Annotated in this window: 16 protein-coding genes; 4 read left to right on the forward strand and 12 right to left on the reverse strand. The window is 64.6% G+C overall.

What is annotated here, in order from left to right; genetic code table 11:
• Window positions 1-173 precede the first annotated feature (173 nt).
• The 6 genes from NK8_RS37975 to NK8_RS38000 all read right to left on the reverse strand — a co-directional run bounded on the left by NK8_RS37975 (window position 174) and on the right by NK8_RS38000 (window position 4791).
• Window positions 174-629 carry a RidA family protein gene (locus NK8_RS37975; RefSeq protein ID WP_213234330.1) on the reverse strand — a complete coding sequence of 152 codons (456 nt, stop codon included), beginning with the start codon at window positions 627-629 and terminating at the stop codon, window positions 174-176.
• A gap of 115 nt (window positions 630-744) precedes the next feature.
• Window positions 745-1536 (reverse strand): IclR family transcriptional regulator, encoded by a 792-nt coding sequence (locus tag NK8_RS37980; RefSeq protein WP_225936668.1) that lies wholly within the window; start codon window positions 1534-1536, stop codon window positions 745-747.
• Between the two features lie 50 nt (window positions 1537-1586).
• Window positions 1587-2312, reverse strand: a complete 726-nt coding sequence (locus NK8_RS37985; protein ID WP_213234514.1) for an amino acid ABC transporter ATP-binding protein — start codon at window positions 2310-2312, stop codon at window positions 1587-1589.
• A gap of 23 nt (window positions 2313-2335) precedes the next feature.
• On the reverse strand, window positions 2336-3028 hold the full coding sequence (locus NK8_RS37990) for an amino acid ABC transporter permease (protein WP_162068438.1): 693 nt from the start codon (window positions 3026-3028) through the stop codon (window positions 2336-2338).
• Window positions 3029-3061: 33 nt separating this feature from the next.
• Entirely contained in the window at window positions 3062-3853 is a 792-nt protein-coding gene (locus NK8_RS37995; protein WP_213234331.1) for an ABC transporter substrate-binding protein, read from the reverse strand.
• A 44-nt stretch (window positions 3854-3897) separates the two neighbouring features.
• Window positions 3898-4791, reverse strand: coding sequence for an arginase family protein (locus tag NK8_RS38000; protein WP_213234515.1), 894 nt, complete (start codon window positions 4789-4791; stop codon window positions 3898-3900).
• 254 nt (window positions 4792-5045) lie between these two features.
• Here NK8_RS38000 and NK8_RS38005 point away from each other — a divergent pair, with 254 nt between their 5' ends.
• Genes NK8_RS38005 through NK8_RS38020 form a run of 4 tightly spaced genes read left to right on the forward strand, consistent with a single transcriptional unit; the run spans window position 5046 to window position 9219 of the window.
• The gene (locus NK8_RS38005; RefSeq protein ID WP_213234332.1) at window positions 5046-6419 is read left to right on the forward strand and encodes an aspartate aminotransferase family protein; all 1374 of its coding nucleotides are present in this window, start codon (window positions 5046-5048) and stop codon (window positions 6417-6419) included.
• An 11-nt stretch (window positions 6420-6430) separates the two neighbouring features.
• On the forward strand, window positions 6431-6937 hold the full coding sequence (locus NK8_RS38010; protein ID WP_174258102.1) for a RidA family protein: 507 nt from the start codon (window positions 6431-6433) through the stop codon (window positions 6935-6937).
• Window positions 6937-7596 (forward strand): GntR family transcriptional regulator, encoded by a 660-nt coding sequence (locus tag NK8_RS38015; RefSeq protein WP_162068434.1) that lies wholly within the window; start codon window positions 6937-6939, stop codon window positions 7594-7596. The genes NK8_RS38010 and NK8_RS38015 overlap by 1 nt, the downstream gene beginning before the upstream one ends.
• Window positions 7597-7623: 27 nt before the next feature.
• Window positions 7624-9219, forward strand: coding sequence for a gamma-glutamyltransferase family protein (locus tag NK8_RS38020; protein ID WP_213234333.1), 1596 nt, complete (start codon window positions 7624-7626; stop codon window positions 9217-9219).
• 19 nt (window positions 9220-9238) lie between these two features.
• On the opposite strand, the gene NK8_RS38025 is transcribed toward NK8_RS38020, so the two are convergent.
• Genes NK8_RS38025 through NK8_RS38050 form a run of 6 tightly spaced genes read right to left on the reverse strand, consistent with a single transcriptional unit; the run spans window position 9239 to window position 15025 of the window.
• Entirely contained in the window at window positions 9239-10108 is an 870-nt protein-coding gene (locus NK8_RS38025) for an amidohydrolase family protein (RefSeq protein ID WP_225936669.1), read from the reverse strand.
• Entirely contained in the window at window positions 10105-11109 is a 1005-nt protein-coding gene (locus NK8_RS38030; protein WP_213234334.1) for a D-isomer specific 2-hydroxyacid dehydrogenase family protein, read from the reverse strand. The genes NK8_RS38025 and NK8_RS38030 overlap by 4 nt, the downstream gene beginning before the upstream one ends.
• A complete protein-coding gene (locus NK8_RS38035; RefSeq protein WP_213234335.1) occupies window positions 11106-12257 on the reverse strand; it encodes an aromatic ring-hydroxylating dioxygenase subunit alpha in 1152 nt (383 codons plus the stop codon). Before NK8_RS38035 ends, NK8_RS38030 begins: the two co-directional genes overlap by 4 nt.
• 24 nt (window positions 12258-12281) lie before the next feature.
• Entirely contained in the window at window positions 12282-13421 is a 1140-nt protein-coding gene (locus NK8_RS38040; protein ID WP_162068430.1) for an ABC transporter substrate-binding protein, read from the reverse strand.
• A 39-nt stretch (window positions 13422-13460) separates the two neighbouring features.
• A complete protein-coding gene (locus NK8_RS38045; protein WP_213234336.1) occupies window positions 13461-14171 on the reverse strand; it encodes an ABC transporter ATP-binding protein in 711 nt (236 codons plus the stop codon).
• Window positions 14168-15025, reverse strand: a complete 858-nt coding sequence (locus NK8_RS38050) for an ABC transporter ATP-binding protein (protein ID WP_225936670.1) — start codon at window positions 15023-15025, stop codon at window positions 14168-14170. The genes NK8_RS38045 and NK8_RS38050 overlap by 4 nt, the downstream gene beginning before the upstream one ends.

Below are 15025 nucleotides of genomic sequence, written 5' to 3' on the forward strand. Positions count from 1 at the left end.
CGCCGAGGATGTGGGCGCGCATCGGTGCTCGCCTCGCTGAACGCAGTCGTCCAGCTTCCCGCGCGCCGATACATGAGCACTGCAAGCCGGCCACCGAAGATGCGTTCGATACCTTGCGCGATGTGACAGGCTGTAATCGCGCGGCGCGGGGTATCGCGTGGATCGGCCCATCTTCATCGCTTCAATTCGAAGATGCTGTCGATCTCAACCGGGATGCCCATCGGCAACGTGTGCACGCCGAGCGCGCTTCGAGCCGGAAGCTTGTCTTGCCCGAACAACGTCAGCAAGAGGTCACTGGCGCCATTGGCTACTTGCGGGTGCTGGATGAACGACTGTTCGGCACGCACATAGACTGTCAGTCGACTGCATCTCTCGACGTTGTCGAGCCCGCATGCCTGGTCGACGCAGGCCAGGATCATGAGCATCGTCAGACGTGCCGCGTGCTGCGCCTTTTCCAGAGATATATCCCCGCCGACTATTCCAACGATTGGCTTGCCATCCTCGAAGGGCCCCAGACCGGAGACATAGAGTTGACTCCCCGAAATGGAGGCCGTTCGATAGGAGCCGAGCGGGTTGATGGGAGGCGGCAATTCGAGGCCCGCTTGTGCAAGGCGTTCAGATACGTTCATGTTCGGCTCAGAATGATTTGAAGACCAAATAGAGTAGCTGAATAAATTCTGTTTGATGCAGTGGGTTGGAAAGCCCGATATACGAAAGGAAATCGGGGCGATTGTCTTCCTGTCCTCAGGCAAAAGAAATATTGGTCCCCCCGATAGCACGCGCCGTCTCGACAACCTGCGGCCCGATCTCCGCTATCGCACGCTCCAGGGTCCAGCGGGTTGAAGGCGCGGAAACGTTGACCGCGCCCACTGGCTTGCCGTTGGGCGCGAGGATCGCCGCTGCGATGTTGATATCGCCGTTGTAGTACTCGCCGTTGGCCCACGCGAAGCCACGCCCGCGCGCTTCGGCCAGCAACTCGTTCAGCCGCGCGAGATCGGTCACGGTCTCCGACGTATACGGCACGCGCTCACAGACTTCGAGCAGGCCGCGAGCGGTGGGATCGGGCAGACGCGAAAGGATGGCGCGGCCCGTTGCCGTGCAGTAAACCGGCAAGCGCATGCCGATCGGCATGTTGACGAACATCTCGCGGTGCGTCGGAAAGCGGGCGATATACACGACATCGTGTCCATCCAGTTCAGCGACGATGCAGGTCTCGCCGCACGCGCGATTGAGCGCATGAACATAGGGATTGGCGCTCTTCACGAGTGCGCTCGTCTGCAGATAACGCAGACCGACTTCGAGTGAGCGCGGCGCGAGCGAGTACACCTTGGTCGTTTCATTCTTGTGCAGATAGCCGAGCGCGACGAGCGTGAAGGCGAAGCGCTGAGCGGCGCTCTTGGTCATGCCTGCGGCCTCCGCGAGATCGCCGAGCTTCATGGTCGGGCGGTCTTCGGTGAACGCGGTGAGCAATTGCAGGCCGCGCGCAAGCGAATTGATATAGAGGCGTGATTCTTCGCTTTGCGTCATGTCGTTCATGAGATGTCCAGGTGAGTGCATTCGCGCGAAGGCACGCCGGCACGTGCGCCTCAGGCGAGGATCTGCCCGAGAAACTCGCGTGCCCGCGCCGACTGCGGCGCGCTGAAGAAGCGCCGCGGTTCGCAGCTTTCGACGATCTTGCCATGATCCATGAACACGATGCGATCGCCTACCTCGCGCGCGAAGCCCATTTCGTGCGTGACACATATCATCGTCATGCCGTCGCGCGCGAGCTGCATCATCGTATCGAGCACTTCCTTCACCATCTCGGGATCGAGCGCCGAGGTCGGCTCGTCGAACAGCATGATGCGCGGCTGCATGCACAGGCTGCGCGCGATCGCGACACGCTGCTTCTGTCCGCCCGACAACTGTCCCGGATACTTGTTCACATGCGCACCGAGTTTCACGCGTTCAAGGTAATGCATCGCGAGGGCCTCGGCTTCCTTCGCGGGCATTTTTTTCACCAGCCTGAGCGCGGCGGTGCAATTGCCGAGCGCGCTCAGATGCGGAAACAGATTGAAATGCTGAAACACCATGCCGACGTTGGCGCGCACGCGGCGAATATTGGCTGCGCGGCCATCGAGCGCGATGCCGTTGACGACGATCTCGCCCTTCTGATGATCCTCCAGCGCGTTGACGAGGCGGATGGTCGTCGACTTGCCCGAGCCGGACGGGCCGCACAGAATGAGCCGTTCACCCGGTTGTACGTCGAGATCGATGTTGTCGAGCACCTGGAATTCGCCGTACCACTTGGAGACGGCGCGCATCGAAATGATCTGTTCCATGCACAGCGCTCCTGTCAGATCTTCGCGGCGGGATTGTGATCCGGCGCGCCGCTCCAGTAGCCGGGAATCGATAGCGACTTCTCTGCGCGACGGAACAGATACGACAGTGCACCGCACATCACGAAGTAGATCGCGCCGACGAGCGAATACACCAGCAGCGAACGGAACGTCGCGCCGGCGAGCATCTGTCCCGCGCGCATGAGTTCGTACACGCTGATGACCGCGACGAGCGACGTGTCCTTCACGAGCACGAGCGCATAGTTGCCGAGCGCGGGAAAAATCGTGCGTAGCGCCTGCGGCATGACGATCACGCGCATGCGCTGCGCGCGCGTCATGCCGAGCGCGCGCGATGCCTCGAATTGCCCGTTGTCCACCGACTGAATGCCGCCGCGAAACAGCTCCGCGAGATAGGCGCCGAAGTTGAGCACGAGTCCGAGCACGCCCGCGACGAAGCCGGGAATCACCACGCCCAGCTCGGGCAGGCCGTAGTAGAGAAAGAAAAGCTGCACGAGCAGCGGTGTGCCGCGAATGATTTCGATGTACGCCTTCGCAGCCGAGCGCACCGGCGCGACCGACGACATGCGGCAGAAGCACACCGCCAGCCCGAGCGCGACCGACAGCAGCGAGGACGCCGCGAACAGTGCGAAGGTCCACCACGCGCCCTGCAACAGCGGCTCCAGATAGGTCTTGAGGATGTCGAGCGTCATGGCGGGCTCCGTCATCGGGGTTCGGGTCGGACGTCAGTGACTTTCCATGCTCGCCACGCCCCATTTGGCGAGGATCGTGTGCAGTTCGCCGTCCTGCTTCATTTTCGCGAGCGCATCGTTGACGGCGGCGAGCAGCGTCGGATTGTTCTTCTGCGTGCATGCGCCCACTTGCCACTGTTTCTGCGCGCGATACTCGGCGTCGAGCTTCACGCCCGGAATCGACTTCGCCTTGATCTGATACAGCACGCTCGGCGGATCGACCACGCCGAGATCGATGCGGCCCACGCGCACATCGGCCAGAAGCGAGAAGTAGTCCTGATACGTGGATACATCGGTGCCCGGCAGCGCCTTGATCATCTTGTACTGCACGCTGTCGACGAGCGTGCCGACCTTTGCGCCCTTGAAGTCCGTAAGCGAGCCGTAGTGCTTCCTGTCGCCATCGCGGACGACGACGCCTTCGCCCCAGCCGTAGATCGGCGCGCTGAAATCGACCACCTGCGCGCGCTCCTCGGTGATGAAGAGCGGTGCGGCCATCACGTCGGCGCGGCCGGACGTGAGGGTCGGGATCAGGCCGTCGAACGGCACGTCGGTGAGCTTCACCGATACGCCGAGGCGCTTGCCGATCGCATCGGCGACATCGACCATGATGCCTTTCATCGAGTTCGAAGCAGGATCGAGAAAGCCGTGCGGCGGACTCGACGCCGTCGTCACCACGTTCAGTGTCTTCGTCTGCATCACCTCGGCGAGCGTACGCGCACCCGCGGGCAATGCAATCAGGCTCGCGCAGGCCGCGGCGAGCAGAGGCAGCGATTTCAGACGTGTCATGGCGGGTCTCTTCGCAAGTAATTGAACGATGATCCTGCGTGCGGCTAACGGGTTTGCGGCAGCGATTGCGCGGCGAGCGCGCAGCATTCCAGCATGACGGTCGCGGCCAGGAAGGCGGTGGCCTCGCCGACGTCCTGCGCGGGCGAGACCGTGTTCACGTCGAAGGAGACGAAATTCATGCCCGCGAACGCGCGCAACAGCGCGATCCCTTCCTTCGGATTCAGGCCGCCCCATTCCGGCGTGCAGACGCCCGGCGCGCACGACGGATCGAAGATGTCCATGTCGAAGCACAGATAAACGGGCCGCGCGCCGATGCGCTCGCGGATTCGCGCGATGCAGCCATCCCGGTCTGCTTCGAATTCGGAGAACGGCACGACGTTGTAGCCGAGCGAGCGCCCGAATCCGAGCACGCCGTCCATGAAGGTCGTGCCGCGCGCGCCCACATGAAAGCTGGCGTGCGTATCGAGCAAGCCTTCCTCGGACGCGCGCGTGAAGGTGGTGGCCGTGTTGAAACCGTCGAGATCGTAGGTGTCGGTGTGCGCGTCGATATGCAACAGGACGAGATCCGGATGACGCCTCTTCACCGCGCGAAGTTGCGGCAGCGTCACCGCGCCGTCGCCGCCCATCGTGACCGGCGTCATGCCCGCGGCGAGCAGTTCGTCCATGGCTTGCTCGATCAGCGGATAACTGCGCGCGACATCGCCCGGATGACAGTCGACGTTCCCGGCATCGACAAGACGCAGCGCCTCGACCGGATTCGCGACGCGCCCTTGCGGATCGACGAAGAAAGGACGCAGCAGCCGGGACTGACGGCGGATCGCATCCGGACCTTCGCGCGAGCCGACGCGAAACGGATGCGTACCGCAATCGAACGGCACGCCGAGCACGCATGCGCGCGATGCGCCTTTGGCTGCGTCGGTTTTCATCGGCACGCCCATGAATGTGGCGGATGACATCGATCGCTCCTTTCGGTCCTGTGATCGAGATCATCATATTTCTGCATGTGTCATCACGCAAAGCGGGAAATAAAGATCGCTATGCGATACATGGACCATATCCCGGACCCTCGGAAAGGACTTTACAGCCGGAAATCGATCGAATAGCATCGAAGCGAACATACGTGTATCCAGTCTTACAGTTGTAAATTGAGCCGATCACGCACCGCGTGCGTCCAACGACAACGAGGAAGAACATGGAGTCGAACGAAGCCAGTGCGCTGTCTCAGCGCGACGCGCAGTTCCTTCTGCACCCGTTCACGAACGCCGTGAAAAACGCGCAGGAGGGCGGCAAGGTCGTGATGCGCGGGGAAGGCATCTATGTCATCGACGAACACGGGCAAAAGCACATCGAAGCGCTGTCGGGGCTGTGGTGCGTCGCGGTGGGCTTCAGCGAGCAGCGACTGATCGATGCAGCGACGCGGCAGTTGTCCGTGCTGCCGTTCTATCACGCGTTCGTGCAGCGCTCGCATCAGCCGCTGATCGATCTCGCCGAAAAGCTGATCGGCATGGCGCCCGTGCCGATGAGCAAGGTGTTCTTCACCAACTCGGGCTCGGAGGCGAACGACACCGCGATCAAGCTTCTCTGGTACTGGGCGAACGCGCTCGGCAAGCCGGAAAAGAAGAAGATCATCAGCCGCCAGCGTGCGTATCACGGCGTGACGATCGGCTCGGCGAGTCTCACCGGCATGCCGCACGTCCACGGCGGGTTCGATCTTCCGCTCGACGGCTTCCTGCATCTGACCGCGCCGCATTTCTACCGCGAAGGCAAAGCGGGCGAAACCGAGGATGCGTTCTCCACGCGTCTCGCCGATGAACTCGACACGCTGATCCAGCGCGAAGGCGCCGACACCATCGCGGCGATGTTCGCGGAGCCGCTGATGGGCGCGGGGGGCGTGATCGCGCCGCCTTCGGGCTATTGGAAGAAGATGCAGGCCGTCTTGCGCAAGCACGACATTCCGCTGGTCGCGGACGAAGTCATCTGTGGATTCGGACGGCTGGGCTGCATGTTCGGCTCGGAGTACTACGGCATGACGCCCGACATCATGATTCTCTCGAAGCAGTTGTCGTCGGCTTATCTGCCGATCTCCGCGCTGATGATCAACGAACGAATCTATCGCCCGGTCGCGCAGGAGAGCGAGCGCCGCATGACCTTCGGTCACGGCTTCACGGCAGGCGGACATCCGGTGGCGGCAGCGGTCGCGCTCGAGAATCTCGCGGTCATCGAGGAACGCGGACTCGTCGGGCGCGCGCGCGTGCTCGGCGAGCGCATGCACGCGCGGCTCGCCGAACTGGCGGCGCATCCGCTCGTCGGCGAGGTGCGCGGAGCCGGGCTGATCGGCGCGATCGAACTGGTGGCGTCGAAAGAGGACAAGAGCCCGCTGGAGATGCCGGGCAAGCTCGGCGCGCTCGCGTCCGAAGCGCTCGCGCGACGGCACGTCATCACGCGCAATATCGGCGATGCCATCGCGCTGTGTCCGCCGCTCATCATCAGCGAGAGCGAACTGGACGATCTGATGCAGCGCGTGAGCGCGGCGATCGACGACGTCGCGCGGCAAGTGAAACCATGACAGGAAACAGCATGCGCATTGAAACCCGCCTGCGGGAGATGGGCGTCGAACTGCCCCTGAAGGAAGTCGGGCCGTCGTACTACGGCACGAAGTACGGCAAGATGAAGCCGTACTATGAATACGGCCAGTTGCTGCTGCTTTCCGGGCAGACGGCCGGCATCGACGCGCAAGGCAATGCGCGCTTCCCCGGCCGCGTAGGCCGTTCGATTTCGGTGGACGATGCCCGTCAGGCCGCGCGTCAGACGGGCATCCACTGCGTCGCGGCGATCAAGAACGCAGTCGCCGATCTGGATCGGGTCGTCGGCTTCGCGCGCGTGCTGAACTTCGTCGCCTGCGATCCGGATTTCACCGAGCCGCATCTCGTCGCCAGCGCGATGACGGATTTTCTCGTCGATGTATTCGGCGAAGAGATCGCCGTTGCGCCGCGCGCGACCATCGGCGTGACGTCGCTCGCCGACGACTATTGCTTCGAGACCTGGGTCACCGTCGAGGTGGCGCCGCCTGCCGGGAGGCCGTGATGTCCGACCTGCTCGTACCGAAGGGCATCTCGCTCTCGGCCGAAGACGAAGCGTACCGCTTCATCGAAAGCGCCATCCGTGCGGGGCGTTATCGCGCGGGCGAGCGGCTCGTCGCCGAGGAGATCGCCGCCGAAATCGGCACGAGCCGCATGCCGGTGCGCGAAGCGTTTCGCCGGCTGTCGGCGGAGGGCCTGTTGCGCATCCGGCCGAATCGCGGCGTCATCGTGCGCGCGCTCGACGCCGATGAAATGCGCGAAGTGTTCGAGATTCGCGCCGTGCTCGAAGGGCTGGCGGCGCGCATGGCAGTGCCCAGGATCGATCGTCACAGCATCGCCAATCTCGAACAGCTGCTCGACCGCATGGAAAACGCCAACGCGGACCACGCGCTCTGGGTCACGTATCACCGCGATTTTCACGAGTATCTGACCGGTCTCGCGGGCATGCCGCGCCTGATGCGCCAGTTGTCCGGGCTGCATTCCGCGATCGAACCGTACATGCGCATCTGGCTGGAACACGCCGACAAACCGATGACATCGCGCGAGGATCACGGCGGTCTCATCGAGGTGCTTCAAGGCGGCGATCCGAAACGCGTCGAAGACGCCGTGCGCGAGCACGTGCGCGCGACCATTCCGGCGCTCGTCGAATTCGTGACTTCGTAATCGCATGGATGCCCGAGGATCAACGAGATGAGAAATTTCGAAGCGCCGGGACGTTCCCTCGTCATGGCGAAAGACGGCATGGCGGCGACCTCGCACCCGGCGGCGTCCTATGCGGCCATCCGCATTCTCGAAGCGGGTGGCAATGCGATGGACGCAGCGGTGGCGGCGTGCGCGGTGCAGTGCGTGGTCGAGCCGGGATCGACGGGAATCGGCGGCGACTGCTTCGCGCTGTATTCGAAGCGCGGCGCGGACGACATCATCGCGTTCAACGGTTCCGGATGGGCGCCGCAGGCGGCGAGCGTGGAAGCGTTGCGCGCGCTCGGCGTGGCCGAGATCGCGCGTCAGTCGCCACATGCGGTCACGGTGCCGGGCGCGGTCGATGCGTGGGCGACGCTCGTCGCGGATCACGGTTCGATGCCGCTCGGAAGGCTTCTGGCTTCGGCCGTCGCGCTCGCGCGGGATGGCTACGCGGTCGCGCCGCGCGCGGCGTCGGACTGGGCGAAGCAGCGCGACGTGCTCGCAAGCGATGCGGTGAGCCGCGCGCGCATGCTGACGGACGGCCAACCGCCCAACGCCGGCGCCCTGCACAGGCAGCCGGAACTGGCGCGGGCGCTCGAGATCATCGGCGAGCGAGGGCGCGATGCGTTCTATCGCGGACCGGTCGCGCGCGATATCGTCGAATGTCTGCGAGGTCATGGCGGCCTGCATACGCTGGACGATTTCGCGCGTTATCGCGGCGAATACGTGCAGCCGATCAAGGCGAGCTTTCGCGGGCATGAGATCCACGAATGTCCGCCCAACGGGCAGGGCGTCATCGCGCTCCTGATCCTGAAGATTCTCGAAGGCTATGCGGCGGACGGCGATCCGTTGAGCGCGCAGCGTCTGCATCGCGAGATCGAGGCGACGCGTCTCGCTTATTCGATTCGCGATGCCTCGCTCTGCGATCCGCGCGCGGGCGGCGAGATGAATGTCGATGAACTGCTGTCGGACGCGCACGCCGCCGCGCTGCGCGCGAAGATCGATGCAACGGAAGCACGCCACGCGATGGCGCCATCGCCCGCGGCGGAGCACAAGGACACGGTGTACATCTGCGTCGTCGACAAGGATCGCAATTGCGCGAGCTTCATCAACTCGCTGTTTCATCCGTTCGGCTCGGGCATCATGTCGCCGGAATTCGGCGTGATGCTGCACAACCGCGGCCAGAGCTTTTCGATGCAGCCGGGTCATCCGAACGCCATCGCGCCGCACATGCGCCCGATGCACACGATCATTCCCGGCATGATCACGCGCGACGGCAAGGTGCAAACCGTGTTCGGCGTGATGGGCGGGCACTATCAGGCGATGGGCCACGCGCACTTCGTCTCGAAGGTGCTCGACTACGGTCTCGACATGCAGACGGCGCTCGACTTGCCGCGCGTGTTTCCGGTGCCGGGAACGGCTCGCGTCGAAGCCGAAGGCACCTTGCCCGACGAGATCAGACGCGCATTGACGGAACGCGGATTCGAGCTCGTGCCGCCGAGCTGGGCGATCGGCGGCGGTCAGGCGATTTCCATCGACTGGGAGAACGGCACGCTGACTGGCGCTTCGGATCATCGGAAAGACGGCTGCGCGCTCGGTCTCTGAGCGCGCGCCACGTGATGCGCTACGTCGCGCGTTCGAAGCCGTAGACCTCGGCCGCGTTGTCGACCATGATGCGCGCCGCGGTTTGCGCGTTGCCGCACCATTGCATGAACAGGTCGATGAGATGACCGTCGTCGGGCGGCGCGGCGGGCTTGGTCGGATGCGGCCAGTTGGTTGCGAAGAGGCATCGCTCGGGCGCGGTATCGATCAGCTTTCTCGCCAGCACCGCGACGTCCGCGTAATCCGGCGCGCCTTCGAGCGAGGTCTCGTACACGCCCGATGTCTTGACCCACGTGTTGCCGCGATCGACGAGTTCGAGCAGCGTGCGAAAGCCCGCGTGGGTCGGCTCGACCGGCGCGAGGAACTTGCCGTTGTGATCGATGACGAGCCGGCACGGCAGCGCGCGGAGCACCGCTGCGTGATCGGCGAGCGATCGGCCATCGGTTTGCAGCTGGACGTGCCAGCCGAACCTGGCGACGCGCGCGGCGAGTCCGGGCAGGCAGTCCCACGGCAATGCGCCGCCGGACAGCATGAAGAAGCGCACGCCGCGCACGCCGAGCGCCGTGAGTCTTTCGAGTTCCGCATCCGGCACGTCCGGCGGGACCACGGCGACGCCGCGTCCGTTCTCGCCGAGCGCGGCCATGGCGGCGAGCGTCGGCGCATTGTCGAAGCCATATACCGAGGGTTGCACCACGACCGCGCGCGCGAGTCCCAGCTGCTTTTGCACCTGCAAATAGTTGTCGATGCTGCCATGCGGCACGGGTGGAAACGCGGCGGCCGCGTCCGTCGGACGTTCGGACGGCGCGAAATACGCGTGCATGTGGCAATCTGTGGCGCCGGCGGGCGGCCTGGTTGCGGGCGCGGACGGGTGGCGGATATCGCGCATCGTCATGCGTCGCTGTGCGCCAATCGCGCCGTACGATGCGCATCGCGCGAATTCACGGCCAGCGCCACGGGCCGGCCCGCGAGTAGATCGCGCACCTGACGCACCGTTTCGACCGCCTGATAATCCGACGCTTCCGGCGTGAGCCCGGCCACATGCGGCGTGGCGACGACATTCGGCAGACGCGCGATGGCGGGATTCGGCTGCTCGTCCTTGCCGCGTCCGACATCGAGCCCCGCGCCCGCGATGCGCCCGGACCTGAGCGCGGCTTCGAGCGCCGCTTCGTCGACCAGCACGCCGCGCGAAACGTTGATGAAGAACGCGTCGCGACGCATCTGCGCGAAAGCGCGCTCGTCGAACAGGTTGGTGGTCTCCGGCGTCGCATAGGCCGCGCAGACGACGAAATGCGCTTCGCTCAGCAGTTCGGACAGGCCCGTCTGAGTCACCGCGCCATGATGAATCTCGACATACGGATCGTTGACGAGCACGCGCATGCCGAACGCTATCGCCAGATCGACGATGCGCCGCCCGATCGCGCCGTAGCCCACCACGCCGATGGTGCTGCCGTAGAGCTGCCGGCCGAGCACCATCGGATGATCGGCGAGGCCGTCCTTGTAGCTCGACGCGCTCTCGCTGATCTTGCGCGCGAGATCGATCATCAGGCCGAGCGCGAGCTCGGACACGGCTTGCGCATAACCCGCGCTGCAACGCACGACGAGAATGCCGTTGCGCGAGGCCGCCGCGACGTCGACGTTGCGGATATCGACCGCGCAGCGCAGATACGCGGCGAGCTTCGGCAGACGATCGAAGACCTCCGCCGTGCCGGGCGCGAGCCGGTCGGAAATGACGATATCGCAGTCCTGCGCGGCTTCGACGAGCGCATCGCCGCGCAAGGGCTCGTCGGTGCCGTTCATCTTCACGTCGACGAATTCGCGCAGCCGCTCGACCGCGCGCGCGCTGTAGAAGTTGTCGAGCAGATCCCTGTTATGGGTGATGAGCACGCGTGTCACGCCAAACCTCCAGACAGGTGTGCGGGCAGCCGCGCGGCGACCCAGCTGTTCATCGTGTGCACCACGTCGTCGCGCGACGACAGCACGCCCGGCTTGTACAGCACGGAACTCACACCGCGCTGCTGTCTTTCGAGAATGGCGACGTCCTCGCGCGCGACGGCTTCCCAGCGTTCGAAGTACGGACGCGCGCGCTCGTCGAAGTCCGGCATCTCCGTGTAGGCGCGCGGAAAACAGCCGCCCACGCTCAGCACCGAACGGTCCGCGGCGACGGGATGGACCGCGAGCCACCACATGCAGTCCTGCGCGAACACGAGCTGCGTGAGCGGTTCGATCAGCGTGAAGAACGTGCCTTTGCGCGCGATGTCGCTCAAGCCTTCGATCTGCGGAAAGGGTGGCGGGGCGCTCTTGTCGAGCACGGCGGTCGAGACGTCGGACTGCACCTGGATCGCGTGCCAGTTCGGGCCGCCGGGAAACGTGAGACTGATTTGCGCGCCGACCGTGCGCGCATGCACGAGGCCCGTGTGGTACGTCTCCATCGCGTTTTCGAGCAGCATCTTCCAGTTGCACGCGGCGGGAAGATCGACACGAAACACGCAGCGCATCTCCTCCACGCGATGCGATGCGAACAGCTCGGGATACGTGCCGAGATGCGTCTCGAGATCGTCGGCGGCGTCGTCGAAGTTGAGAAAGAGGTTGCCTTTCCACTCGCGCATGCGCACCGGAATCAAGCCTTCGGCGGCCGGATCGAAACCCGGTACGTCCTGCGTGCCCGGCGCGCGCAGCAAGGTGCCGTCGAGCCGGTACGACCACGCATGATACGGGCACACGATGCTGCGCTTCGCACCGCAGCCTTCGAGCAGTTGCGCCCCGCGATGACGGCAGGTATTCGCGAACGCATGCAGTTCGCCGTTGTCGTCGCGCGTGAGCACGACGGGACCGCCCGCGGTGTCGATCGCGCGATAGCTGCCCGGCGTGCGCAGTTCGTCCGCGCGCCCGACGAAGAACCAGTGCCTGAGAAAAATATGCTCGCGCTCGGCATCGAACACTTCGCGCGAGGTATAGAAGCTGCCCGGCATGCTGCGCGCCTGGCCAAGCGATTTTCCCGACCAGATGAACGGCGCCGGGCGTTGCGTGATGTCGGAATGCATGGTGTTGTCCTTCGTGCGCGCGATTTATTTCTGCTGGCCGGCGAGCGCGAACTTGCCGTCGTGCGCCGTGAAGAAATAGAGCGTGCCCTTGCGATCGCCGCTCTTTTCGAACGCGACCGGTCCTGTCACGCCGGTGACGTTTACGCTCGAGAGCGCCGCGTTGACCGAATCGCGCGTGACCGGGCCCTTGGCCTTCGCCGCCTTCACCGCGTTGCCGATGGCAAGCCCCGCGTCGTAGCCGAGTGCCGCCCAGCTATCGGGCGCCTGACCGTATTTCGCCGTGAACGCCTTGACGAACGCGGCGCTTTGCGACGACGAATGCGACGAAGCATCCGGATCGAACATGCCATAGAGCGTCATGCCGTCGACCGCGTTGTTGGACAGGCTGATGAGTTGCGGCGACAGCGAGCCGTCCGTGCCGAGAATCTTCGCGTCGATGCCGAGCGCCTTCGCCTGCGTGACGATCTGCGCGGCCTCCGTATAGAAGCCGCCGATGAAGAGGCCATCCGGATGCGCGGCCTTCACCTTGGTCAGGATCGTGCGGAAATCCTTGGTGCCGAGCACATAACCGCCTTCGCCGACGATCTTCCCGCCTGCCTCCTGATAGGCCGACTTGAACGCGCCGTTCACGCCGAGACCGTAGTCGTCCTGCTGATAAAGCGTGTAGACGGTTTTGACATGCAGCTGATTGGCGGTGTACTGGCCCATCATCTTGCCCTGAATGGCATCGGTCAGGACCACGCGGCGAAACCACGGGCTCGCGTTGGAGAGCTGAGGGCTCGTGACCGCCGTGCCGATCGTCGGCATCTTGCACTTCTTGTAGAGCGGCACGGCGGCGAGCGCGATCGAGCTGAACGTATAGCCCACGACCGCCACGGTATTGTCGTCGCCGCAGAAGCGGTTTGCGGCGAGCACGCCATCGTTCGGCTGGCCATGATCGTCGACGGTATCGACCTCGATCTTCGGGCCGCCTTGCGCGTTGATATCCGCAATGGCGAGATCGAATCCTTTCTTGCCGCTCACGCCGTAGGTGGCGAAGTCGCCGGTGAGCGTGCCGGTGAAGGCGACGTGAACCGCGTCGTCCGCCCAGGCCGGCGACGCGGCGAGCGCAAGCGCCAGCGTGGCGGGGCATAGTATGGGACACAGCTTGCGAAGAACGTTCATGATCGTTTCCCCTAGAGTGTGAATGATCGATGCATCACGTCAACTCAGATAGAACGCCTTGAGCGACGCCTCGGTGACGCTCGCGCCGGCCTGACGGCTGACCACTTCGCCGACCCGCATCGCATAGACGTGATCGGCCATCCGGATGGCTTCGACGGTGTTCTGCTCGACGAGCAGAATCGGGATGCGCTTCTCGCGGATCTTCTGCAACGTTTCCAGCACGACGCCGATCATGCGCGGTGAGAGGCCCATCGTAGGTTCGTCGAGTATGAGCAGGGCGGGGCGCGACATCATCGCGCGCGCGATCGCGAGCATCTGCTGCTCGCCGCCGGAAAGCGTGCCCGCCGCCTGTCGTCTGCGTTCATGAAGAATCGGGAAGAGCGTGAACATGCCGTCCATGTCGCGCTTCTTTTCCCGGCGGTCGTGACGCAGATACGCGCCGAGTTGCAGATTCTCCTCGACGCTCAGGCCAGCGAACACGCGGCGTCCTTCGGGAACATGTGCGATGCCCGCTTTCACGCGCTGATCGGGCGCGAGATCGTCGATGGCCTTGCCGCGAAAGCGCACGCTGCCGATCGCGCCGCGATGCAGGCCCGAAATCGCCTGCAGCGTGCTCGTCTTGCCCGCGCCATTGCTGCCGACGAGACTGACCACTTCGCCGTCGCAGACATCGAAGGACACGCCGCGCACGGCCTTCACGCCGCCGTAGGAGACCGACAGGTCGCGGACTTCGAGTAGCGGCGCGCTCATGTGCGTTTGCCCAGATAGGCGGACTGCACGTCGTCGTGGGCAAGCACGGCCTGCGGTGTGCCCTCGATCAGCTTGCTGCCGAAATGAAGCACGGTGACGCGATCGGCGAGATTGCGGATCACGTCCATGTCGTGCTCGATGAGCAGAATCGCGACGCCTTGCGCGCGAATCTGCCGGATCAGTTCACTCAACTCCAGCTTCTCGCTGACGTTCATGCCCGCGAGCGGTTCGTCGAGCAGCAGCACGCGCGGTTGTGCGATGAGCGCGCGCGCCAGCTCCACGCGGCGCTGATGTCCGTACGACAACGCGCTCGCCTGCTTGGTGGCGGCATGTGCGCCGAGTCCGACGAATTCGATCAGCCGATGCGCATCCGCGACGGCCGCCTTCTCCTGCTCACGCGCCTTCTTCGTGCGCAGCAGCGCCGCGAGCGCGCCTCCGTCGAAGCGGCTGTGCGCGCCGACGAGCACGGTTTCCAGCACGTTCATCGAACCGAACAGCCGTGTGTTCTGGAATGTGCGTCCGAGTCCGGCGCGCGCGAGCGTGTGCGAGCGCCAGTGCGGCGAACTCGCGCCGTTGATCCAGACCTGACCTGCGCTCGGCCGCACGAAACCCGACAGCGCATTGACGACCGTGGTCTTGCCCGCGCCGTTCGGCCCGATGAGCGCGTGGATCTCGTGCTCCTGAACGTCGAGATCGAGTTGCTTCACGGCGGTCAGCCCACCGAACGTGACGGTCAGCCCCTGCGCGCGCAACGGCAGACCGACGCCGCCTTGCGTCGCGGCGCGCGTGGCACCGGCGTGAGCGTGCGCGGTGTCGATGTTCATGGCGAGGGATGGGCCTCTGGCGTTCGTCAT

This window comes from Caballeronia sp. NK8, from assembly GCF_018408855.1.
Classification (GTDB): Bacteria; Pseudomonadota; Gammaproteobacteria; order Burkholderiales; family Burkholderiaceae; genus Caballeronia.

Coding starts and splice junctions, on each gene's coding strand:
- NK8_RS37975 (WP_213234330.1), bottom strand. CDS start 629: ATGAACGTATCTGAACGCCTTGCACAAGCGGGCCTCGAATTGCCGCCT.
- NK8_RS37980 (WP_225936668.1), bottom strand. CDS start 1,536: ATGAACGACATGACGCAAAGCGAAGAATCACGCCTCTATATCAATTCG.
- NK8_RS37990 (WP_162068438.1), bottom strand. CDS start 3,028: ATGACGCTCGACATCCTCAAGACCTATCTGGAGCCGCTGTTGCAGGGC.
- NK8_RS37995 (WP_213234331.1), bottom strand. CDS start 3,853: ATGACACGTCTGAAATCGCTGCCTCTGCTCGCCGCGGCCTGCGCGAGC.
- NK8_RS38000 (WP_213234515.1), bottom strand. CDS start 4,791: ATGGGCGTGCCGATGAAAACCGACGCAGCCAAAGGCGCATCGCGCGCA.
- NK8_RS38005 (WP_213234332.1), top strand. CDS start 5,046: ATGGAGTCGAACGAAGCCAGTGCGCTGTCTCAGCGCGACGCGCAGTTC.
- NK8_RS38010 (WP_174258102.1), top strand. CDS start 6,431: ATGCGCATTGAAACCCGCCTGCGGGAGATGGGCGTCGAACTGCCCCTG.
- NK8_RS38015 (WP_162068434.1), top strand. CDS start 6,937: ATGTCCGACCTGCTCGTACCGAAGGGCATCTCGCTCTCGGCCGAAGAC.
- NK8_RS38020 (WP_213234333.1), top strand. CDS start 7,624: ATGAGAAATTTCGAAGCGCCGGGACGTTCCCTCGTCATGGCGAAAGAC.
- NK8_RS38025 (WP_225936669.1), bottom strand. CDS start 10,108: ATGACGATGCGCGATATCCGCCACCCGTCCGCGCCCGCAACCAGGCCG.
- NK8_RS38035 (WP_213234335.1), bottom strand. CDS start 12,257: ATGCATTCCGACATCACGCAACGCCCGGCGCCGTTCATCTGGTCGGGA.
- NK8_RS38040 (WP_162068430.1), bottom strand. CDS start 13,421: ATGAACGTTCTTCGCAAGCTGTGTCCCATACTATGCCCCGCCACGCTG.
- NK8_RS38045 (WP_213234336.1), bottom strand. CDS start 14,171: ATGAGCGCGCCGCTACTCGAAGTCCGCGACCTGTCGGTCTCCTACGGC.
- NK8_RS38050 (WP_225936670.1), bottom strand. CDS start 15,025: ATGACGAACGCCAGAGGCCCATCCCTCGCCATGAACATCGACACCGCG.